Source organism: Prosthecobacter sp., from assembly GCF_044232965.1.
Classification (GTDB): domain Bacteria; phylum Verrucomicrobiota; class Verrucomicrobiia; order Verrucomicrobiales; family Verrucomicrobiaceae; genus Prosthecobacter.
In genome coordinates this window covers 1-24,302 of the sequence record NZ_JBIIKX010000082.1, presented here as the reverse complement: position 1 = coordinate 24,302, position 24,302 = coordinate 1, and the positions used below count along the sequence as shown (strand labels likewise).

Annotated in this window: 13 protein-coding genes; all 13 read left to right on the top strand. The window is 59.6% G+C overall.

Annotated elements, in window-relative coordinates; genetic code table 11:
* The coding region (locus ACILSI_RS23225; RefSeq protein ID WP_395724305.1) for a DUF6807 family protein at positions 1-1,351 on the top strand (1,351 nt) is incomplete at its 5' end.
* Positions 1,352-1,378: 27 nt separating this feature from the next.
* On the top strand, positions 1,379-5,026 hold the full coding sequence (locus tag ACILSI_RS23220) for a DUF4838 domain-containing protein (protein ID WP_395724304.1): 3,648 nt from the start codon (positions 1,379-1,381) through the stop codon (positions 5,024-5,026).
* Positions 5,027-5,057: 31 nt separating this feature from the next.
* Positions 5,058-7,097: an acetylxylan esterase gene (locus tag ACILSI_RS23215; RefSeq protein WP_395724303.1), complete on the top strand. Its 2,040-nt coding sequence runs from the start codon at positions 5,058-5,060 to the stop codon at positions 7,095-7,097.
* A 129-nt stretch (positions 7,098-7,226) separates the two neighbouring features.
* Positions 7,227-8,093: a hypothetical protein gene (locus ACILSI_RS23210; protein ID WP_395724302.1), complete on the top strand. Its 867-nt coding sequence runs from the start codon at positions 7,227-7,229 to the stop codon at positions 8,091-8,093.
* A gap of 17 nt (positions 8,094-8,110) precedes the next feature.
* On the top strand, positions 8,111-10,537 hold the full coding sequence (locus ACILSI_RS23205; protein WP_395724301.1) for a DUF4838 domain-containing protein: 2,427 nt from the start codon (positions 8,111-8,113) through the stop codon (positions 10,535-10,537).
* Between the two features lie 70 nt (positions 10,538-10,607).
* A complete protein-coding gene (locus ACILSI_RS23200; RefSeq protein WP_395724300.1) occupies positions 10,608-12,974 on the top strand; it encodes a DUF4838 domain-containing protein in 2,367 nt (788 codons plus the stop codon).
* The gene (locus ACILSI_RS23195; RefSeq protein ID WP_395724299.1) at positions 12,971-14,515 is read left to right on the top strand and encodes an acetylxylan esterase; all 1,545 of its coding nucleotides are present in this window, start codon (positions 12,971-12,973) and stop codon (positions 14,513-14,515) included. Before ACILSI_RS23200 ends, ACILSI_RS23195 begins: the two co-directional genes overlap by 4 nt.
* Positions 14,516-14,551: 36 nt before the next feature.
* Positions 14,552-16,288: an amidohydrolase gene (locus tag ACILSI_RS23190; protein ID WP_395724298.1), complete on the top strand. Its 1,737-nt coding sequence runs from the start codon at positions 14,552-14,554 to the stop codon at positions 16,286-16,288.
* A gap of 18 nt (positions 16,289-16,306) precedes the next feature.
* Entirely contained in the window at positions 16,307-17,767 is a 1,461-nt protein-coding gene (locus ACILSI_RS23185; RefSeq protein ID WP_395724297.1) for a neutral/alkaline non-lysosomal ceramidase N-terminal domain-containing protein, read from the top strand.
* Between the two features lie 27 nt (positions 17,768-17,794).
* Positions 17,795-18,631 (top strand): SGNH/GDSL hydrolase family protein, encoded by an 837-nt coding sequence (locus ACILSI_RS23180; RefSeq protein ID WP_395724296.1) that lies wholly within the window; start codon positions 17,795-17,797, stop codon positions 18,629-18,631.
* Positions 18,632-18,667: 36 nt separating this feature from the next.
* On the top strand, positions 18,668-21,016 hold the full coding sequence (locus tag ACILSI_RS23175) for a DUF4838 domain-containing protein (protein WP_395724295.1): 2,349 nt from the start codon (positions 18,668-18,670) through the stop codon (positions 21,014-21,016).
* An 11-nt stretch (positions 21,017-21,027) separates the two neighbouring features.
* Positions 21,028-22,911 (top strand): DUF4838 domain-containing protein, encoded by a 1,884-nt coding sequence (locus ACILSI_RS23170; RefSeq protein WP_395724294.1) that lies wholly within the window; start codon positions 21,028-21,030, stop codon positions 22,909-22,911.
* Between the two features lie 118 nt (positions 22,912-23,029).
* Positions 23,030-24,145, top strand: coding sequence for a formylglycine-generating enzyme family protein (locus tag ACILSI_RS23165; protein WP_395724293.1), 1,116 nt, complete (start codon positions 23,030-23,032; stop codon positions 24,143-24,145).
* The last annotated feature ends 157 nt before the right edge of the window (positions 24,146-24,302 follow it).

The following is a 24,302-nucleotide window of genomic DNA, read 5'->3' as shown; positions in this document are numbered from 1 at the left end:
AGATCCGGATCATCCTTGGCATCGCTCGATTCGATTTTCGCACAGCGACGTGAATGGCTTCAACTTCTGGTGGGCACCGGGCAAGGAAAAGGCGGGCCACTCGGCGGAGGTGAGGCTGGAGAAGATCAAAAAAATGACCTCGGGAAAGACGGACGAACTGGTGCTTTGGAACCAATGGCTGGGCGATGGCAAACTGGTGCTGCGCGAGAAGGTGCGACTGGTGTTTGCGCCGATGGAGAACAAGGAGCTGCTGATGGATTACGACATCACGTTTGAAGCGGCGGATGCGCCGGTCGTCTTTGGCGACAAGCGTGATGGCGGGCTGCTGGTGCGGGTGGCGGGCACGATGAAGGTCGAGGATGAGAAGGGGAACAAAGGCGCGGGAACCATCATCAACAGCCGTGGCGACAAGAATGCCGGTGCCTGGGGCAAGCGCGCCGAGTGGACGGATTACTCCGGTCCCGATGCGAGCGGCAGGGCCGTTGGCATCGCGCTTTTTGATCATCCTTCAAACCTGCGTTTCCCCACGCACTGGCATGCGCGGACGTATGGGTTGATGACGGCCAATCGCTTTGGCACCGATCACTTCAAGGGAAACTACGGTGATCACAAGACCGTCATCTGCGCGCCGTCAAAGGGGGCGAATTGCCCTGCCTGTGCCTCGCACTCCGGCGACTACACGCTCGCGGCGGGCCAGAGCATCACGCTGCGCCATCGCTTCTATTTTCATCACGGCGATGCGCTACAGGCCGGTGTCGCCCGGCGATACGACGACTACGCCTCGGACAAAGATTCCACGGTGATCCGGATGCGCGCGATGTTTCAGGATCGGAGAGGGAAAGAGCTGATCGAGAAATATGGCGGCGAGGATTTCGCCTCCTGGCCTCCCGAGAAAGCCAGGCAGGCGAGCGAGGCGTTGCAGATTCGCGGCCAAATTTATTCGTTCCTCAAGGATGGCTCGCGCGCCGAAGCGGACCTCACAGCTGCCAGGAAGCTGGTACCCAGCAATCCGGACGCCGCGTTGTTGATGGCGGACAACTACATCAACAACCTCAACGACGAAACCAAGGCTATCGCCGCCTATAAGGAGGCCCTCACGCTTTCCGGCACAAATACTCTGGGCTGGCAGCCGCTCACGGCCACGGTCGGACTCGCGAGGCTTTATACCGATCAAGTGAAGCTAGATGCCGCCCTCGACGTGCTCAAAACCTACGGCGACCTCAGCCAGCTTGCGCACACTTGGCGAATCAAGCTGTTGCGCGCTTATGGCCACATACACGCGGCGCAGGGCAAGGAGCAGGAGTCACTGGCCAAGTTCCGTGAGGCTCTGCAACTCGAAGCACAACCATAAATTTTTCCCACTCCAATGAACACCCACATGAAACGGCTGCTCACTCTCTTTCTCGCCACACTCACGATTGCCGCTGCTCATGCCGCCAGTCCCGACGCGGATGCCACGCTCACGAAAATGCGCGAACTGACCAAAGCCCAGCAGTCCAAAGAACTCATCGCGCAGTTCAAGGACGAGGACCTCGCGGCATGGAAGGATGCGCCAGCGAAGGCTGCGGAGGCGGCCAATTTGCGGGCGAAGGCCTACATCGCGCTCAAGGACGGTGTGCAGGCTGAGGAGGAGCTGAAGTTTGCCATCGAGCAGACACCAAAGAACGGCGAGCACTGGCACGACCTGGGCATGCTTTACGGCGGTTTGTTGGCCAATGAAGAGCAGGCACTCGGGGCTTATCAAAAGGCGTTCGCCCGTGTGGGCAAGTCGATGGGTTGGCTGCCGATCAGCGCCACGATCAATGAAGCATCGCTCCTACTTAAGCAGGGCAAGACGCAGGAAGCGCAGAAGATCATGGAGCGCTATGACACCTCCGACCTGGTGCAAATGGCTCCCGTGTGGGGCGACAAGATGCGCGCTTTGAATGAGAAGATCGCGGACAAGCTCGGTGCTGCGCTGCTGGTGATCGCAGACAAGGGGGCGAGCGATTACCAAATCGTTCTGCCAGACAACTACCCGACACCCGCGATCGGAGCGGACATGCAACAGGTGGCGCGCTTGCTCCAGACTGCTTTCAAAGCAAATGGCGCTGAACTCGCAGTCGTGACCGAGGCTGCCCGCGACAAAGCCAAACCAGCCATCTATCTGGGTGCCACATCTTTCGCGCGCACCCATGGTGTTGAGTGCAAAGGCTGGAGCTATGTCCACAAAGCGGTTGGACGTGACCTCATCATCGCGGGTCGCGATGAACCCGCGCCAGGCAGGGGACCGAATAACCCGAAAGGTTCAGGCTTTGACCGAATCGGCACCGCAAAGGCTGTGACAGACTTCCTTCAGCGCTATGTGGGCACGCGCTTCCTATTTCCTGAGCAGGATGGCTATGTCCCGCTGGCCTCTGTCGCGAAGGTGGATCTGCTCAATACGCCCACCATTGAGTATCTGCCCACGCCGAGGATCGCAGTGCCTCCGGATCTCGCTGTCAAAGCCACGCCGGCCATCGAGTATGACATCACCTGGCCTCCGACGGTGAGCTTCTATCATCTCGCGCAAAATCGTTTCCCAAACATCGACGCCACCTTCGCCGCACACACTTGGCATCGGGCGATCCCTTGCAGCGAAGCCGCCTTTGCCGAGCATCCTGAGCGTTTCGCTTTGCTCGGCGGCAAGCGCCAACTCACAGGCAGCGAGGCACAGATTCAGTTCTGCATTTCCAATCCAGAGGTGCAGGAGCTGCTCTATCAAGACCTGGAGAAGCACTTCAAGATGGGCTTTCAAACTGTGGATATCGGCCAGCCCGATGGCTTTCGCGGCTGCGAGTGTGAAGCCTGCACCAAGCTATACGGCACCGGCTCTGACTGGAGCGAGAAGGTCTGGATTCTGCATCGCAACCTCGCCGAACGCGCCTACAAGGCCTACCCGGACCGCAACGTCGCCATCACCGTATATGCGATCACGGAGACACTGCCCAAGACCTTCAAGACCTTGCCGCCCAACGTGAGACTCGCCATGTCCGGCACCCGCGATCGCGAGCTGGCCACTTGGCAGACCTTTGGCGCTCCGCAGGGCTTCGCCACCTATCTCTACTATTGGTGCCCTAACATGATGCCGCGCTACTTCCCGATGCGGACGCCGCTTTATGTGGAAAACGCCGCCAAGCGCCTGATGGCGGCCAAGGTCCACTCCATCGCCCGCGACGGTAACGGTGGCACGGCCTATGGGCTCGAAGGTCCGACGTATTACACCATGGGCCGCATGTTCGATGGACCTGGCGCGCACACCGCGAAGGACCTCGTCATCGAGTATGTGAGCGCCGCCTTCGGCAAGTCGGCTTCCGCGATGATGGGCTTCTATGATCAGCTCTTCAACTCGCTGGAAATCTATGCGCGTTACATGGCCACGCGCGAGGATGGCTGGAGCTTTGTGGACATGTATGGTCGCGGACACAAGCACCTCTCCACCCCGGAATCGATCATCGCCTTCCTGTATCCCGTGGAGCTGATTCAAGGCATGGAGAAACAATTGGCCCTCGCGGAAAAGGCTGAGACCAGTCCCAAAGTGAAGACCCGCCTGGCGCTCGTGCGCGCTGAGTTCGACTACCTCAAAGGCGTGGTCACTGCCGTCCATCTCTACAACGCCTACCAGATATCGCCCGACGCAGCGTCGTTGGACCGCTTGCTCAACGCCCTCGATGCCCGGCGTGCTGCCATCGATCGATTCGTCGCCAAGGGCAATGGGCTCAAGGGTTGGCCCGTCACCCTTTTTCCACCTTCCGGTCATAGTGCCAACCATTTGAAGCTCACGAATGATGGCTACCAGGAGCCCTACAAGAACTCGTTCCTCAACTGGGACACCGCCGCCAAGCGCAACGCTCCGTTGCAGAACGCCAAACGCATGATCGCAGGCCTCGCGAAAGGACCTGTGACGATGGATTCACCCCAATGGGACAAGCTCCAGCCGCAGTCACTCGGCTCGACCACCGCAGCCACGCAAGTCCGCGCGATGTATGACGACAAGCAGCTCTATCTCCGCTTCGACAACGACCTGCCGCCCAATACCACTGCCGAGTCCATCGAGAAGGAGCGTGTCGAAGCCTACCTCATGCCCGCAGCGGGTTCGAAGGTGACCTTCAAGTTCAGCGCCGGACTCAAGCCCGACTCCCGCACGCAGGCTGCACGCGGCTTGATCGAGGACATGATGAACCTCGGCTACAACAAGTTCGATCCCTTGTGGAAAGCCGAGTGGTCACACACCGCAGCGCACGATCCCAAGGCCAAGCGTCTCACCGTGATGATGACCATCCCCTTGCGTTCCATCCCACCCGCCGCCGTGACGTCCGGCCAGAACTGGTTTGTCAATTTCCAGCGCATCAGTCCTGCCGGAGCCAGCGCCTGGTCGGTGGTCCCAGGCGGTGCCGGCATTGAGGACCCGCGCAGCAATGGAGAGCTTTCCTTCAATGGCGACGGCTCTGCTTCAGCCAGCCACCCGCTCAAGACAGTCCGCGAGAAGTCCTACCAGGACACCTTTGCAACGCCCGTTGAATGGAAGGATCAGATCGCCAGGGGGCCAAGCGTTGCCTTGACCGACTGGCGATTCCGCGCCGACCCCACGGAGATGGGAGCGAAGGATGAGTGGTTCAAGCCAGCGAGGGATGCAGAGTCCGACTGGCTGCCGATTCAAGTGCCCACCTTTTGGGAGGAATCCGAGGCGATTGGCAAACTCCTGGGCGATGGCTGGTATCGCGTCGCCTTCACCATGCCAGTTGCTTCACAAGGCAAACCGTTGCGGCTCCTGTTCGCCGGTGTGGATGAGCAGGCTTGGATTTATCTCAACGGAAAACAGGTCGGCGAGCACTCGGAGAAGTCGGAGAAGAAAGCCTACACTGCCTTGTATGATAAACCCTTCATCGTCGAAGTGCCCGCAGAGCAACTGAAGCCTGGAGCGCACAACGTCCTCCACGTGCGCGTGCATAATCAGGCTGGCGCCGGTGGCATCTGGCGTCCGGTTTATGCCATTCCCGCCAATTAAACCCCTCCATCGCTAACCACTCTTTTTCCTCATGAATCGACGGCTACCCCTCCTGTGCTCACTGTTGCTCCCGCTCTCGCTGCTAGGTCAGGCCGCGGCGGACTTGACGGTGCTGCCAGCATTGGTGGACGGCGTCGCGCCGACCGCGCTGCTGGAGGCGCAGTTGAAGAAACTCGCCTTTGCCGCGCTGGACCGCCGCGATGCAGCCTACGCGCAGATCAAAACGCCCGCCGATGTCGCAGCGTGGCAGCAGCGGCAGCGGACCAGCTTCCTCGCGGCACTGGGTGGGCTGCCGCAGCGCACGCCCTTGAAGGCACGTGTGACGGGCCAGCGCGACTGCGGAGCGTATCGGATGGAGAAGATCCTGTTTGAAAGCCAGCCGGGGTTCATCGTTTCCGGCTTGCTTTATCTTCCGCCAGGGGCCGGGCCGCATCCTGCGGTGCTCATGCCCTGCGGGCACACAGATATTGCAAAGGCGGGTGACGTGTATCAGAAGGCTTCCATCAGCCTCGTGCACGCGGGTCTCGCGGTCTTCTGCTTCGATCCCATCGGCCAGGGGGAAAGGCGGCACTATCGGCAGCCGGACGGCACGCCGGAGTTCAGCAGTCCCACCAGCGAACATCAACTGATGAGCATCGCCGGTACTCCGGTGGGCCTCAGTCTGGCGCGGGCGATGATTTGGGATGGCATCAGAGCGCTTGATTACCTCCAGAGCCGGCAGGACATCCGGGGCGACCGCCTGGGCTGCACCGGCGTCTCAGGTGGCGGGACGATGACCAGCTACTTGATGGCACTGGATGAACGCATCGTCGCCGCTGCGCCCGCTTGCTATCTCACCGGTTTCCGGCGGCTGCTCGAAACCATCGGTCCGCAGGACTTCGAGCAAAATCATTTCGGTCAGATTACCGCCGGTCTGGACCAGTCCGATTACGTCCTCATGAGCGCGCCTCGGCCGGTGCTCATCATGGCGGCGACAAAGGATTTTTTCGACATCCAGGGCGCGTGGAATGTCTTCCGCGAGGGCAAGCGCGTTTATGGGCGGCTCGGGTTCCCGGAGCGCGTCGAGCTGGTTGAGGCTGACACCAAGCACGACCTCGCCATCGAGATGCGCGAGGCCTCCGCGCGATGGTTCCGCCGCTGGCTCGCGGGCCGCGATGATGCGTGGAAAGAACCTGCGTTCGAGATTTTGCCCGCGAGCGAAATCCTCTGCACGCCGGAAGGCGACGTGCTGCGCCAGCCCGGAGCGCGTTCCTTTTTCGATCTGATCGCGGCGGTGTCCGCGCCGCTCACGGCGGAACGCCAGCGCTTTTGGCAGTCCAGTCCGCGACCCGCCGCCCTCGCCAAGGTTCGCGAACTCGCCGGGATTCGTCCGCTCGCGGAACTGCCGCCTTTCACCGCGACCGCCGGAGACACGCTCCAGCGCGGACCGGTGCGCATCGAGAAACTGACCCTGCGCAATGCCGAAGGGACCGTGCTGCCCGCGCTCCTGTTTCGTCCGGACGGTGCCAGCACCGGCCTCAGGCTCTACCTGCACGAAGATGGCAAACAGACGGAAGCCGCGCCGGGTGGCGCTCTCGAAACCCTCGCCCGCGCGGGGGAGACCGTGCTGGCCGTGGATCTGCGCGGCCTGGGCGAAATGCAGCGGGGAAAACGGGCGTCCGGCTTCGGAGCACTCCAGGAGCCGAACTGGAAGTCCGCCACGCTTGCTTATTTGCTCGGCCAATCCCTGGTCGGCCTGAGGACCGAGGACACCCTCGCCTGCGCTGGATTCGCTTCAGAGAAGTGGAACGAAGGCCGGCCCGTTCACCTCACCGGCCTCGGCGAATGCGGCATCCCCGCGCTGCACGCCGCCGCGTTGGAGCCGCAACTTTTCGCCAGCACGCGTCTCGAGCGCACCCTGCGCAGCTGGACCGATGTCATCTCCACGCCGCACACGCGAAACCAGCAGGTCAACACCGTCCACGGCGCGCTGCGCTTCTACGATCTGCCAGATTTAGTCGCCACGCTTCCCGCCGACAAGCGGGTGCTGCACGACCCCCTGGATGCGGCTGGCCAAGTGCAAAGCAAATGACCAACAAGCCACCCACTCAATCAATCAAACCGGGCGTTTCTCAACAAATACGAAGTTAGCGCCGGTCTGCCAGCTTACCCAATCACTGCCTGCCAAGACTCCATCATTCCATCGCCACTCTCAAGACCCATGATTCGACCTATCCTTTTCCTCATCACCATCATCGCGCTGCCCGCATGGGCTGAGCCCCACTTCATCGCCGAGCGGCAGGAGGGACTCAAACTGGTGCAAAGCGGAAAGCACGCTGAGGCGGCGGCTTTCTTCGTCAAGCTGGCGGACACCGCTGCCAAGCCGGAGCAGAAGGCCGATGCGCTGTCGCACGCGGCCCTGGCCACCGCTCGCAACAAACAGCTCGAAGCGGCGCTGCTGCTGGCGGACAAGATTCCACTCAAACCGGACGCCGACTTTACGAAAGCGCAGATTTACCTGGAGACGCGGAAATGGGCCGAACTGCTCACGGCGGCTGAGAGGCTCGATGCGGATTCGTGGCCGGACGCTCTGATTTATCCCACGCTCATGGCCCGCGCCCGCGCCCACTCCGCCCTCGGCGAGATGGCGGCGGCTGAGGTGGATGCCAGGGAGGCAATGAAACACACCATCTCTCTGAACAACCAGGCAGCCGCTTGGCACCAGATTGCCCAAAACGCGCAACGCTCCGGGAAAGACCAGACCAAGGCGCTCGAAGCCTACGCGGAGATGATCCGTCTGAACCCCAGCGGCGGCTCACTCCAGCGTGCGCTAAACGAACGTTCCCGGCTTCTCTCCGCGCTCGGCAAGCACGATGTGGCCCTGGCGGACCTCGCCGAGCTGGACAAAAACACTCGCAACGATCCGCATTGGATCTGCACGGCTCTTATGGGCTACGGCGACGTTTATCGCGACATGGGAGACAAGGCCAGGGCGCGTCAAAGTTTCGAACAGGCCGCGAAAGTGCCCGGCGCTCCCGCCGTCCTGCTCGATGAAGTGAAGAAGAAGCTGGCCGAGTTGAAGCCATAAAAACCAGTTCCAGAAACATGAAACTCTTCCTGCTATTCATCTTCACCACAGCTGCCCTTTCCGCAGCCGATGTCCCGCTCGTCGTCGAGGGAAAACCCGTCTCCGAGATCGTCCTGGCGCAGGACGCCACGCCCAGCGTGCGCACCGCTGCTCGCGAGTTGCAGCGCCACCTGAGGGCGATGTCCGGGGCGGAGTTGCCCATCGTCCAGGCCGCCTCGCCAGGCGTGAAAAACCAAGTCTATCTCGGCGAGAGTGATGCCACGCGGAAGCTGGGCTTTTCACTCGAAGGACTGAAGCGCGACGGCTTCAAAATCGTGGCTGCGGAGAATCATGTCATCGTGGCCGGGCCGCAGTTTTACCACTTCGCCAAGTCCTTCTCGCTCTTCCGCGATGTGTCCCGGAATGAGTGGCAAAAGAAGTGGGAGGAGCTGACCGGGCATAAGTGGCGCCTTCCTCCCCTGACGGACTACCGCGACTTCAGCAAGGAGTGCGGCTTTCACACGATGGATGGCACCGGCACGCTCTACGGAGTCTATGCGCTGCTGGAGCAGTTGGGCATGCGGTGGTATGCGCCGATACCGGAACTGGGCCTCGTCATTCCAGAGTCCAAAAATCTTGCCATCAAAGTTCAGAACACCAAGGAAGAGCCGGAGTTTCCGGTGCGCTTTTTTGCCGATTGCCGGGTCGGGTGGTCCATTCCCGATGAGTTCCTATGGTATAAGGCCATGCGGGTCGGGTCGGATCGCTTTGTTCCGATTTATCACAGCGTGAGTGGTCCCATCGAGATCGCGCCCGAGCAACAGCCGCAGGAGTATTACGGCCGCGTGGGCGGCAAGGTCGATTACAAGACGCCGCGATTCAGCAGCGAGCGCCTGCGTGCTGACACCGCCGCGTATCTCGAGGTCGTGGACAAGCACTTTCCCGGCATCGGCTACATCGGCATCGGGCAGCCCGATGGCTGGAGTTTGCTCGACAGCGCCGACGCCGCCGCAGGCTGGGACAAGTTCAAGGAGCGTGGGCAATCCGGGCGCTACAGCGATTATGCGTGGGATTTCAACATGGCCGTGCGCGACCGCTTGAAGGGAAAGTATCCGGACAAAAAGTTCACCGTCTTCGCCTACGGACCCACTGGCAAAATCCCCTCGCACCTGAAAAAGGTGCCGGACGATGTCGTGATCGGATACACCCAGACCGCCGCCGGCTGGAGTCTGGCCGATCGCGCGCACGAACTGGCCAATCGCAATGAATGGATCGCCGCCATGAACAGCTCGGAACAGCTTCTCATTTGGGAATACTACCTGCAGCACGCCCCGAACTATAATTTCCCGCCCGTCCCGATCATTTTTCCAGCACACATGAAACAGAGCTTTGACGGGCTCTATGACCACGCCCTCGGCTTCACGGCGGAGATCGGCTGGACCGCGAGCACTATCGACACGAAAGCCGCGAACATGCCCATCATGGCCCGGCCATGGATCAGCCACCTGATGCTCTATTTGCATAGCAAGCTGTGCTGGAACCGCAACTTGGACATCCAGGCCACGATGGATGAGTATTTCGAACTCTTCTACGGTCCGGCCAAGGCCGAGATGAAGGAGTTTTTCACGTTCGCCGAGAGCGTGTGGATGCGCCCCGATCCGCGCCAGATCACCTCTGCGGGCGGCTTCTTGAAACAGGCCGATGTGGACCGCTACTTCGACATCCTCGGGCGTGCCAAAGCCAAGGCCGGAGAGTCCATCCATGGTCGCCGAATCGCCGGCATCACGGGCGAGATGGAGCCGCTCAAGCTGCTCTTTGAAAAACTCAAGCGCACTGGCCCCAACCTCCAGATCAAAACCGCCCAGGAGCCGCCAGTGGTCGATGGCGACCTCAACAAGCCATTCTGGCGGGCCGACGATCCCCAGGGCTACGCCTTCCAGCCCCTGCGCGAGATGCTGACCGGCGAAACGCCGCACCATGTGGACACCCAGGTCGCGTTCCGCTGGCTCGATGACAACTCCGCCTTGATCGTCGGCATCGAGTGTCGCGAGCCGAAGATGAACCGGTTGGTCGAGGCATGCAAAGAGCCCGACTCGATGGACATCTTTGGCGACGACATGGTGGAAATCCGCCTCGAAACCGCAGGCGGCATCCGTCCCTTCATCGGCATCAACTCCGCTGGAGTGATTTACGACCACTGCGTGACCGAGCGAGTCGAGGACCTGCCCGCCTTCTACCGCGTCGGAAAAGCCGCCGTGAAAAAATACGCTGACCGCTGGACCGTCGAAGTCCGCATCGACGCCAAACCCCTCTCCGGCGCCCGCCCAACGACCTTCCTCCCCTGGGGAGTGAACATCTGCCGCCAGCGCAAAGCCGGCAACACCACCGAGCACTACATGCTCTCCCCCAGCGGCACCAACTTTCGGGAACCCACCGTGATGGGCAATATCTTCGTGCGGAAATAGGCCTGCTTCGAGAACGATCCAACAGGGTATGATCACCGACCCAACAGGGTATGATTTGCGACCAAACATCATGAAACTCACCCACCTCCTCATCACCACCCTGCTGCTCACTCATGCGCTGCACGGTGCCGATATCGCACTGTCCACAGCGGGCAAGACCGAGTTCCGCATCGTCAAGCCGGCGAATCCTTCGCCAGTGGATGACTACGCGGTGACCAAGCTATCGGAATACCTCAGGCAGATGACTGGCGCGGAGTTCCCGGTGATGGATGCGGAAAAGGCTACTGGTGACAGCCCTTGTCTTTATGTCGGCATCAGTGCAGCAGTGGGGGAAAAGTTGGGCACTGATCCGTTGAAGGAGCTGAAGGACCAGGAACATGTTTCCCGGAGCAAAGGCGGCGATATTTTTCTCTATGGCAAGGGCGTTCATGGCAACCTGCATGCGGTGATGGAGTTCCTGGAGACCTCGCTGGGCTGGCGCTGGTTTACGTTTTTTGAAGAACCGGTCCTTCCCCGCAGTCCGGAGGTGGCGTTGGAGCCATTCAACCGCACGAAGGAAAATTCCTACCTCTCACGGGAGACGGCTCTTCATGTGCCGATGGACTTCTTTTACCAGCTTGGAATCAACATGGGTTACGATCGCAAGCAGCAGTATATCTCGTCCCCGGGGATTCTTTCCCGCATTCCCAACGAAATCTTCACCCATAGTCTCTTTGCGTATATCCCGCCCACGGCAGAAGCGCGCTCTGCCAAGACATTTGAATGGCTTGAGAAACGCGATTATTTCCAGACCAATCCGGAGTTTTTTTCGATGACCCGCACCGGTGAACGCGTGGCCACTTTGCAGTTGTGTTTCAGCAACGAAGCCCTGCGAAAGGAGTTGACGAAAAACATCCTCACCCACATCGAGAAATCGGGTGAGAACAATTTGATCTCGCTGGTCGCCGAGGATCTTCCCGGACGTTTTTGCTATTGTCCTTCCTGCGAGTCACTGGAGAAAAAGTTCGGCAGCATTGGCGGCCCGATCTACGACTACCTTCTCGAACTGTGCGGCGTTTTGCATGAACGGCATCCGCGAACGATGGTTAAAACGGCTGCCTACCGGCGGGCCCAGACGCAAAAGCCTCCCGTTTTGCCCGACGGTGGAAAACTTCCCGCCAATCTGATCATTGACTTCGCGCCGATTGAAGATTCGTATTTCGCCGATTGGACGCACCCGGATGCCCTCAATCAGGAAACCTATGCGGACCTGAAAGCATGGAACACGATCACGGTGCCGGGCAACCTCTGGGCCTGGCTGTATCCCAATGGCTATGGATCAGGCGCCGTGATGCCGGTGGGAAACATCGAACGCAATATCATCAACATTCGCATGATGCATCAGGCCGGCGTCAGAGGCCTGTTTATCGACCATAATGGGTTTCACATCCGCGCGGGTCTCAGCGAATTACAGCACTACCTGTTTTGCAAATTGATCCAGGACGTCAATACCGATACGGACCGGCACATCCGGGAGTTCACGGACCACGTCTACGGTCCAGCCGCCCCGCTGGCGCGAAAATACATGGAAGAACTGGAGGAGGGACGCAAAGCGATCAAAGTGCTGTTGCCCGGCATCACCCACAATTCCGGACGACGTTTTGGCGACGAGGTGTTTCCCTATTTGACTGTGGAAAACATCCACCGCTGGCAGACGTCTTTCGATCAGATGGAACAAGCCGTGAAGGGCGATTCCACCAAAATTTCCGCCGTGAAGGTGCTGCGCCGGGAGCTGGACTTTGCCACGCTGTTGAAGTGGCATACGCTTCGGGACAAATACCCGGAATACTTTAAAGACCCCGACGTGATCGCAGAGCGGGTTCGTTCGGTGAATTCCAGAGGCCTGGAACCGCGGACATTGGAAGATTTTCTGGCGGTGGCTAAAACCGACGGCAAGGAAAAACCGTTGCCGGAGGAATTCAAAGATCTGGATCCCTCAAAGATCGTAACACTTCTGCCGACAAACACGGAACACCTCGAGCGGAACCACGGACAGGGCCTCCAGCCGGAGGATCCCGACGCGGCCCGGGGATATGCCGCATCGGTGCATATGCCCAAACCGGAACTGCCTCTGAGTGTCGGCTTTGTCCAATGGGAAAGCCGACAGCCGCCCAAAGGGACACACGGCCCCAAACTGCAGATTGGACGAAGCAAGATCACCCCCGGCAAATACCGGGTGTATAAACTGGGGGAAATTACGTTGACCCCGGACTCAATGATCTGGTTTGCCGCCAGCAGTTGGGCGACACAGCTGGAAACCGGGTTCCTTTGCCGTCCGGGGGAAACCAATCTCTGGGACGCCTGGGTGTCGCTCAAATTCGAAGGTCCCGCCTATGGAGGCGGAGAGGAAGCGAATCGGGTGCTGTGCGACCGTATCATCCTTGTGAAGAAGCCGTGAAGAACACCTCCCGCATCCCTGCTTTCCAGGACAAAATAATTGAAGACAACACCATGAAGACCCACAGCCCATTTTTTTGCCGGCTCATCCTCACCGCCCTCCTCCTCGCGCCCCTAACAGGCCTCCACGCCGCCGAACCGAAGACGGGCGGCTCCAAGCGGCTCGACCTCGGAGACGGCGTCACGCTGGAGGCCCTCTACCTGCCGCCGGGCGAGTTCATGATGGGCAGCACGCCGGAGGAGAAGCAGTGGGCCACCGGCATCGAAGGCGGAGTCGAAGTTAAGACGGATAAAGTGGACGCTATCTATGACAAGGGGCAAAAAATCACCTTTTCGGCGCAAGTCCTCCTGGAGGGAAAACCAGTGGTCGGAAAGAAAGTCAATTACCTTCTCCAAGGTGACGGCAACCTAAAGAAAACTGGTTCATTCATCAGTGCCGAAGCTCCTTTTAAGCTTGAAGAGTCCCTAGAATTTCCCGGATGGATACAGGTTAAATTCACGGTTGTCGGCGACGACGGCAACCCGCTGAAGCAGAAAGACAAAAATGATAAAGAGGTTACGCTGGAGGCCGCAATTGGCGCGATGGTAGCTCCGCTGGAGATAAAATCAACGGGTGATGAGCCGAAAGATTTCGATGTATTCTGGAAATCCTGCCGCAAAGAACTTGATATGATCCCCGTTAAAGCGGAGGTCGTGAAAGTTGATGTTCCTGCACTTCAACAGGCCAAATATGAATGTTACGACGTGAAGGTGGATTGTGCCGGTGGGATGCCAGGTTCAGGCTATCTTTGGAAGCCTGTTGGCGCCAATCCCAAGAGCCTCCCGGCGATTGTCAATTACCACAGTGCAGGCGTAAGAAGTGCAAGGGATACATTTTCTCATGATAAGAGTTGCGCTATCACGTTCGATGTCAACGCCCATGGCATTGCCAATGGACAACCCAGCAAATTCTATAGCGATTTAAGCCAGAATGAACTCAAGGACTATTGGAGTCGCGGCAAAAATGACAGGGATAAATTCTATTTCAAAGGCATTTACATGCGTGTGATGCGGGCCCTCGACTACGTTAAGTCCCTCCCGGAATGGGATGGCAAGAATCTGATTGTCATGGGTGTGAGCCAAGGCGGTGCTCAGGCGATAGTTGCAGCGGCACTCGATCCGCAGGTGACGCTCTGCCTGGCGAGCGTTCCGGCTCTCAGCGAACTTTCCGGCATGCTCGCCAAGCCACAGCGCCGATCCGGATGGCCACATCTCTTCAGCGAAAAGGACGGCAAGCCAGATGATGAGGCCGTCGCCAAAACAGTCTCATATTACGACAACATCCATTTTGCCAAACGTATTAAGGCGGACATATATATAAGCACCGGATTCGTAGACAATACCTGTGCCCCGACAGGGGTTTTTGCAGTTTTCAACAATATCCCGGCGACCACGAAAAAGTTCATCACGAGCACGCCCTGCGACGGTCATGATGGCGCTCCGAACACTCTCGGGGGAAGACGTCTCGCAGCATTTTTCAAGGAGTTGAAGAATGCGGATTAGTTATGCAATCCCACTCATTGAAAATTGAAACTGTTTATGTCCCCCAGAACTCTCCTCCAACTCACTGCTGCCCTGCTGCTCACGCCACTCGCCGCGCTCCACGCGGCGTCGCTCACGATTTTCACGAATGGTAAGATCGTCACGGTGGATGAGTCCTTCTCCATCACCGATGCGATGGCGGTGGATGGCGAGCGCATTGTGGCGCTGGGTGATAAGGCGAAGGCGCTGGCGGCAGATCATGCAGAGGCGAAGCGCGTGGATCTCGGCGGGCGCATGGTGTTGCCGGGGCTGATGGACTCTCATGCGCATCCGGTCGGCGCGGCGACGATGGAGTTCGATCATCCGGTGCCGGACATCGAGGACATTCCGCAACTCCTCGACTACATCGCGAGCCGCGCGAAGGCCTTGCCGCAAGGCTCTCTCATCGGCATCGGGCAGGTCTTCATCACGCGACTCAAGGAGCAGCGCTACCCCACGCGCGAGGAACTGGATCGCGTGGCGCCAAAGCATCCCGTGCAGTTCAGCACCGGGCCGGACTCGATGCTGAATTCACTCGCGCTCCAGCTTGCGGGGATTGATCGGAATTTCAAAGTTCCCGCAGGCTCCACGGGCGTGGTTGTCTTCGATGAAAAAGGCGAGCCGACGGGGCTGATGCATGCGTTCAGTCCGAAGATCAACGCGAAGGCGGTCAGCAAGAAGCCGGACGCGGCGCAGACGCTCGATCTCGTGAAGAAGCTCTTCACCGACTACAACAGTGTCGGCTTCACCACCATCGCGGATCGCGGTGCGAGCCAGGGTAACATTGACGTGTATCAGGCTCTCCGCGCGGCCAACGCGCTTACCGTCCGCCTGCGCTTGTCGCACACCTTCTCCACCGGCAGCCTGTGGCGCACTACGGAGTTGGCTCTGGATGAAATCATCAAGCATCCGCTGACGAAGCCGGACCCGATGCTGCAGATCATCGGCACGAAGATCTGGCTCGATGGCGGCATGCTCACCGGCAGCGCGCTGATGCTGGAACCGTGGGGCGTAAGCCGCATCTACGGCATCACGGACAAGGACTATCGCGGCGTGCAGCGCACCCCGAGTGAGCATCTCGTGAAGATGGTGCGCAAGGTCGCAGGCGCAGGCTTGCAGTTCACCGCCCACAGTGTCGGCGATGGTGCGGTGAAGCTGCTGCTCGACACGTATGACGAGGTGAACAAGGACACGCCCCTCCGCGAGTCGCGCCCGTGCATCACGCACTGCAATTTCATGACGCCTGAAAGCATCGCGCAGGCCGCACGGCTCGGCGCGGTGATCGACATGCAGCCGATCTGGTTCCATCTCGATGGTGCCACGCTGCTGAAGCAATTCGGCGACGAACGCATGAGCCGCTTCCAACCGCTGCGCACGCTGTTCGATGCCAAAGTAACCGTCGGAGGCGGCAGCGATCATATGCAGAAAATCGGCAGCCTGCGTGCCATCAATCCCTACAACCCGTGGCTCGGCATGTGGATCGCCGTCGCGAGAAAATGCCGCTACCTCGATACACCGCTGCATCTCGAAGGCAGCCTCACCCGCGAGGAAGCGATCCGGCTCTACACGATCAACAACGCAAAGATCCTGTTCCTCGAAAAAGAAACCGGCTCACTCGAAATCGGTAAACGCGCCGACTTCATCATCCTCGATCGCGATGTGCTCACCTGTCCGCTCGACGACCTCAAGACGACGCAAGTGCGCGAGACGTGGCTGGATGGCAAGCCCATCTGGACCGCTGAGACGAGCAAGTAAAGCCAACCAACAAACCCTATGTCTCCACGAACACTCCTCCCACTCATCGCTGCCGCCCTGCTTGGCCTTGGTTCCGTTGCCAGCGCAGCAGACGCTCCAGTGGCGAAGCTCCTCGCTGGTGCCGCGACGAGCAACATCACGCCGGAGCTTGGCATCGACATCGTGGGCGGCTTCCTGCCGTTCCCCGCGACTCACATTCATGACGAACTTCATGCGCGCTGCCTCGTGCTCGACGATGGCAAAACGAAGATCGCCCTCGTGGTCTGCGATCTTCTCGCACTGCATCGCTGTGTATCGATCGAGGCGCGCAAGCTGATCGAGGATGCGATCGGCATTCCGGCGGCGAACGTGCTGATCTCCGCCACGCACACGCATAGCGCGGGCAATGCGATTGGAGCGCCGCCGCGCGGTTTCTACTCCGATCATGAACTCACCGACTACCAGCGCTTCGTCGCGCGCCGCATCGCGGATGGTGTGCGCCGCGCGATCAATGACCTGCGGCCTGCGGAGATCGCCTTTGGCACCGTCGAAGTGCCCGAGCATGTCTTCAATCGGCGTTGGTTCATGAAGGAGGGCACGGTGCCGGTGACCCCATTTGGAGGCACAAAGGACAAGGTGAAGATGAACCCGCCCGCGGGCAGCCCCGATCTCGTCGAGCCCGCCGGAACGACCGATCCCACCGTGTCCTTCATCGCGCTGCGCGAGCCTGCGGGGCGTCTCATCTCCGTCTATTCCGCCTACTCGCTGCACTATGTCGGTGGTGTCGGCGAAGGGCACATCTCCGCCGACTACTATGGCATGTATTGCGAGGCGTTGAAGAAACTCCAGCATGGAGGCGAGAGCGATCCGCCCTTTGTCGCGATGATGGCCAATGGCACTAGTGGCGACATCAACAATAACAACTTCCGCACGCCGCGCCCCCGCAAGCCGCCGTATGAGCAGATGCGCTTCGTCGCGGAAGACGTGGCTGGCAAAGTCAATGCAGCACTCGCGCAAGTAGCGTGGAAAGGCAGCGCTTCATTGGATGCACGCTATCGCGAACTCGGCATCGCCTGGCGCAAAGTGGAGCCGGAGCTGCTCGCCTGGGCCAAGGAGACCGAAGCCAAGGCAACGCGCATTCAAAGCAAAGCCGACATCGCCACCGTGTATGCCGGGCGCGTGCAGCGCCTCGCCAATGCCAGCCCCGAAACGAAAGCGCCCGTGCAAGTGCTGCGCATCGGCGATGTCTGCATCGGCACATCGCCCTGTGAGACCTTTGCCGAGACGGGACTAGAGTTCAAAAAGCGCAGCCCATTCGCCCACTCCTTCATGGTCGAACTCGCGAACGGTTACTACGGCTACCTGCCCACACCACGGCATTTCGAACTCGGCGGCTACGAGACCTGGCCCGGCACGAACTACCTGGAGCCGCAGGCCTCCGTGAGGATCATGGACGCGCTGCTGGAGATGACCGCGGAACTCACCGTGAAAAGCAAATAGCAGCGCACGCTCACCCATTTACGAACCATGAGACACCGATTCTCATTCCTCCGCATCAGCCTTGCCACCCTGTCCATCTTCGCCTTCACGTTTGCGACATCGCATGCGGAGCACGAGGACAAAATCCAAATCCTGCTCCTCGGTGATAGCTCCACTGCAGCGGGAATGCCGAAGGTAGTCGCACCGAAAGAGCTGCGATTTGAGGACGTGATCCGGCTCCTGCTCGCTGCTGAGGCCGATCTGCCACCCACGAACGTGATCAATCTGGGCCTTAGCGGTGAGTTCATTCGAGGGCTGATCGATTCGGGCCGCTACGAGGCGAAGGTATCGAAGCTGCCCGGGCTCGACTACATTTTCATTCGTTACGGGCTGAACGACGACTCGAAGCGTGAAAACTTTGAAGCGAATTTCCCGAAGGACTACCACGAGCTGCTGGCGAAGCTGCGCACCGATCATCCACAGGCGATGCTGATACCCATGACCGTGATTCCCTTCGCCGATGAAAAGACCAGCACGAAAATCAATAACCTCATCCGCGCCGTCGCCAGCGAGGAGAAGCTCACCCTCTTCGACATCTACCCGCTCTATGCCGTCGCACTCAAACGCGGCCCCGACATGTTGAACTACCGTGCCTATCCGCTTTCGAAGATTCCCGACAATCTCCGTAGCATCGCTCAACGGTATGTGAACGCCGAAGCCGATCCCAAAGTCGTCGTGCTCGACAACCGCCTCGACGCGATCTTTGGACACCTCCCCGGCTGGTTTCGTGACCGGCACCCCAACATCGCCGGCTACAACGTCATCGCCACCGAGACGGCCAAGTTCCTCGCACCAGTCATTCGTGAGCGGCGAGCGAAAAAATAGTCACAGCAACATTTCCTTCTCAGCACCTCCTAATTCATGAAACACACACTCACACTCTTCGCCACCCTGCTGCTGACCCCACTGGCTGCGCTCCATGCTGCTGACCTCCCGCTGTCCACGGCAGGCAAGACCGAGTTCCGCATCGTCAAGCCGGCGAATCCTTCGCCAGTGGATGACTACGCGGTGACCAAGCTATCGGAATACCTCAGGCAGATCACTGGCGCGGAGTTCCCGGTGTTGGATGCGGACAAGGCTACTGGTGACAGCCCTTGTCTTTATGTCGGCATCAGTGCAGCAGTGAGTGAAAAGTTGGGCGCTGAGCCGTTGAAGGAGTTGACGGACCAGGAACATGTTTCCCGGAGCAAAGGCGGCGATATTTTTCTCTATGGCAAGGGCGTTCATGGCAACCTGCATGCGGTGATGGAGTTCCTGGAGACCGAGTTGGGCTGGCGCTGGTATTCGGTGTTTGAGAAGCCGGTGATTCCCGCCACACCGACCGTGACGCTGAAGCCGTTCGAGCGAAAGCGCGGCTTCTCCTTCCGCTCGCGCGAGGTTGGGCTGATCGGTGATGCGAACTTCTTTTATCAGAACGGGATCAACATGGGCTCGGAGAAATGGGGGAGCCGGTCGGAGGCCAGCTTTGTGCCGTATCTGCGCAACGATAAGTTCGTGCACAGCTCATTTGCCTACATCCCGCCCACGCCGGACACGGTTTACTCAAAGACATTTCCGTGGATGGAGCGGCTGGACTACTTCGCGACGAATCCCGAGTTCTTCAGCATGCACGCCAACGGCAAGCGCACGACCGGCCTGCAATTGTGTTTCAGCAATCCCGCACTGCGGCAGGAACTGACGCGCAACATCCTCAAACACATCGCCATCGCCCCCGGAAACGACATCATCACGGTGGACGCCGCCGACAATCCAGACGCCTTCTGCTCCTGCCCGGACTGCAAGGCACTGGAGAAGAAGTATCAATGCCCGGGCGGACCGATCTACGATTACCTCATCGAACTCTGTGGTCTCATGCAAAAGCAGCATCCCGGGAAGTTCGTGAAGACACTGGCCTACCGCCGCAGCCAGACTCAGAAGCCGCCCACGCTGCCCGCTGGAGGCAAACTGCCGGAAAACCTGATCATCTCCTTCGCGCCCATCGAAGACTGCTTTTTCGCCGACTGGAATCATCCAGATGCCGCCGTGCAGGAAACCTATCGTGATCTCCAGGCCTGGGGCCGCGTCAGCTCACATCTGTGGGCCTGGCTCTATCCGAATCCGTGGGGCAGTGGAGAGGTGCTGCCGGTGGGCAATCTGCGGCGCAACATCAATCAGATGCGCCTCATGCACAAAGCGGGCGTCGAAGGCGTCTTCACCGACCACCGCGGCGCACACGACCGCTCCGGGCTCAGCGAGTTGCAGGGCTTTCTCATCCGCAAACTCATGCAGGATGTGAACTGCGACACCGATGCGCTGATTCGCGAGTTCACCGATCACCAATACGGCCCGGCCGCCGAGTTGGCACGCCTTTACCTGGAGGAGCTGGAGCAAGGCCGCGAGGCGATGCGCGAACTGCCACACGGCGTCACTTTCACGCCGGGACCACGTTTCGAAGACCACATCTTCCCCTACCTGACCGAGGCGAACATCCATCGCTGGCAGCGCCGTTTCGACGACATGGAGGCCAGAGTCACCGCATCGCCAGAGCCGTTGATCAATGTCCGCCTGCTGCGACGGGAGTTGGATTTCGCCAGCCTATGGAAATGGTTCAAACTGCGCCAATCCGACCCGGACTACTTCCAGGACGCCACCGTATTCGCCAACCGGATCAAAGCCGCCAGCCCGAGACCGTTTGCGCCCGGAGCGCTCGCCGACTTCATGGCCATGATCGAGGGCGGTGGCGTGGAGAAGCCCCTGCCAGCCGAGTTCAATGGCATTGATCGCTCCCGCATCCAGACCTTTGTGCCCACCAACTCAGGCCGACAGAGCAGCCCCCTGACCGTGAAGGATGCCGAAGCCGCCTGGGGTTACGCCACGACCATTCATGTGCCGGATATGCCGTTTCAAGTCGGCTTTTACCAATGGGAATCGCGCCAACCATCCAAGGGCAAGGAGGGCGCGCGAATCCGCCTGGAGCAAAAAGACATCACCCCCGGCAAATACCGCCTCTACAAACTGGGCCCCATCACCCTGACCCCGGACTCCTGGATTTGGTTCTCGGCCAAAAGCTGGGCCACGAATCAGCAGCTCGGCGAGCGCCTGTATGAGCCTGGTGCATCGAATCAATGGGAAGCCTGGGTCTCTTTGAAAATCGACGGCCCCACCTACGGCGGCACGGCGAAGGAAGATCTGGTGCTCTGTGATCGAATCATCGTCGTGAAAAAGCCGTGAAGAACTCTAAAATGAAACTCATCCTCACACTTGTTCCCATTTTGCTGCTCACGTCGGTCGCCGCACTGAACGCAAGCGGTACCCTCGTCGTCAAGGACGGCCAGTCAGCGTATGTCATCTACCATGCCAACGACGCTCCGTCCTCCGTCAAGGAGGGGGCCAGGGAATTGCAGCGCGTGCTGGAGATCGCCACGCAAGCCAAACTGCCGATCGTTTCGGAGCCTGCTGAGTTAATGATCGTTTTGGGTGATACTCCAGAGACGCGTCGCGCAGGTATCGACGTCGCCAAGCTTCCTGATGAAGGCTTTGAAATTAAGACCCAAGGCAGGCAGGTGTTTATCGCCGGTCGGGACTCGAAGGATGGAGAGGTCAATGCCGCCGGTGGCGTCACAGATGGCACCTACTACGGAGTGATGGAGTTTTTGGAGCGCTACGTCGGGGTGCGCTGGCTGATGCCCGGCGAATGGGGCGAGGATGTTCCATCGCACTCCACGCTTACGTTGCAGGAGATCACACTGCGTGATCAGCCCGATTTCCCGAGCCGCAGCATGACCATGAGCTTCGGTGCCATCAGCAACAAGTGGCTCCGTAATTTGCGCAACACCAGCAGCCGTCAACCGATCCTGCGCACCGAGTTCAATCACGCCTGGCATCGCTATGGCATGCCCGAGCGTCTCAAAGGCCACCCCGAATACATGGCTCTGGTCAAAGGGCAGCGGACTCGGATCGAGGATTGGCGTCGCGAAATGCAGGAGATGAAGTTCTGCACGACCAACACCGGACTGCTCGACCTGTATGCCGCTGCTCTGCTGGAAGAGATGGCCAAGAGTCCGCAACAGGAGATGTGGGCCATTGCGCCGTCCGATGGCGGCGGTTGGTGTGAGTGTGAGACCTGCCAAGCTCTCGATCAACCGTGCGATTGGCCAGGCAACCGTATGTATGGCAAGTTCTCCAAGACGCCGCGCGTGCTGACCTTTTACAACGAGATCGCGCGGCGCGTGAAAACGCAGCAGCCGTACAAGTTGCTCGGCGGCTACGTCTATGCGGCCTACACCTATCCGCCGGCAAAGCCGATGGTCATCGAATCCAATCTCTACCTCACCCTCGCGGTGCGTGCTTACTATGGATTCACGCTCTATCGCGACGATTTCGCAGCGGAGGCTCCCCGCGTGATAGCCGCTTGGGACAGCTTGATGAAAGGCCGGATGGGATGGGTCGATTACTCCACCTATGTCGGCATGGACAGGCCGATGGGCACGCCTTATCCGCCGGGAAAATCCATCCTGAAGGTGCTCTTTCCCGCGATCAAAAAGCACGACTGGCAGTCCGTGTATTGGGGGTCCACGGTGGGCACCACCCATGGCTGGGGAAGCCTCCACAACTACGTCGTGGCCAAACTCATGTGGCACGCCGATGCCGACGTCGATGCCCTCAGCAAAGACTGGCTGGAGCGCGCTTACGGCCCCGGCGGACCGCTCATCGGCCAGATCTATGAGTTGCTCGATGAGAAGCTCGCCACCTACAAGCGAGCGAACCCGAAGGACTTCGAATACGACGCCGTGCCTGCGCAGGTGAAGGCCATCCACTTGCCACTCTTCCCCCGGATGGAAGCCATCTACCTCGACGCCATGTCGAAGACTCAGACAGAGGCGCAACGCAAACGCCTGCAAATGTTCGGTGACAACCTCGTGCTGCTGCACTGGCAACTTCGCAAGGCCGGATGGCTGGACAAACCCGAGCAATCCTCATTCTACCGCAGCGACGATGACTTCACGGCTTTCATCGAAAAGAACAGCGCCCAACCATCCATCGCCAAGACCAATTCAAAGCCAGAGATGTTCCTCAAACCCCAATTGGGCATTGGCGAAACAAAGCCTGCCTCAGTGGACAAATGACGCAACGGCCAGCATGACTCTCAGCCAAATCGACCCACCGGAGATGGCGGCCACACCAAACCATGAACCCGCTAACACCATCCCGGAGTTTGTTGACAAAATGATCACTAACAAAACCATGAAGATACAAAGTCCATTTTTCTGCCGCCCATTTTTTTGCCGGCTCATCCTCACCGCACTGCTGCTCATGCCGCTGGCCGCACTCCACGCCGCCGAACCGAAGACGGGCGACTCCAAGCGGCTCGACCTCGGAGACGGCGTCACGCTGGAGGCCCTCTACCTGCCGCCGGGCGAGTTCATGATGGGCAGCACGCCGGAGGAGAAGGCGTGGGCCACGGGTATCGAAGGGGGCGCGCAACCGGGGACGAATCGTGAGTCGTTCGAGGGCGAACAGCCGCGATTTACGCGCGTGATGCACGGCTGCTGGATGGGCCGCACGGAGGTCAGCGTCGGTCAGTTCCGGCGTTTCGCCATGGAGAGCAAGTATGTCACCGATGCCGAGAGGCCCGATGGCAAGACGCAGGTTTTCGATCTCGAATGGGACGGCTATCGCCGGGCAGGAGGGAAGGTGATTCAACCGTGGAAGCCGATGCCGGGCAAGAGCTGGCGCGATCCGAACTGGGGTTTCCCAAACCGGGACGACTTTCCCGTGGTGTGCGTGAGCTACAACGACATGAACGCCTTCTGCCAATGGCTGACCGAGCGGGAACGCAAAGCCGGCCGCTTGCCGGAGGGGCTGGAGTATCGGCTGCCCACGGAAGCGGAGTGGGAGTATGGATGCCGCGGCGGCAGCAAGGAGAGCCATTATTTCTGGTGGGGCAACGATCTCGAAGCAGGCGAAGGCCGCCTGAACATTTCCGCGATTGATTTCCTGCCGGGCCGCACGAAGACCTGGCCGCTGGGGAAGGCGCCCTGGAGCGATGGTTTTCCCTTCGTCTCGCCCGTGGACCACTACGGTGAAAAGGGTCGCAACGGTTTCGGCCTGGCCGACATGTGCGGCGGCGTGTGGGAGTTCGTCATCGATCACTTCGATCCGAAAGGCGGACACGAAGAGATCCACTATGAAAACGCCGAAAAGCGCACCGTCTCCCGCCCCGTCTGCAGGGGTGGAAACTACTTCGATGTGCCCGGCAACGCCCGCTGTGCGGTGCGGCTGGGAATCAGCAGCGTGACCTATTCCGACTCACGCGATGGCTTTCGCATCTGCCTGGGCCCGGCTGTGCCGAGGCAGTAGGAAATGAATGCCAAACATGAAATACAGCATCACCGAACCAAAAGCCCCAACCATCCACCACACCATGAAATACCTTCTTCTCCTTCTTCTCACGACCAGCGTCCACGCCGGATGGCACGCAGGTGCCGCAAAGGCAGACATCTCGCCGACGGAATCC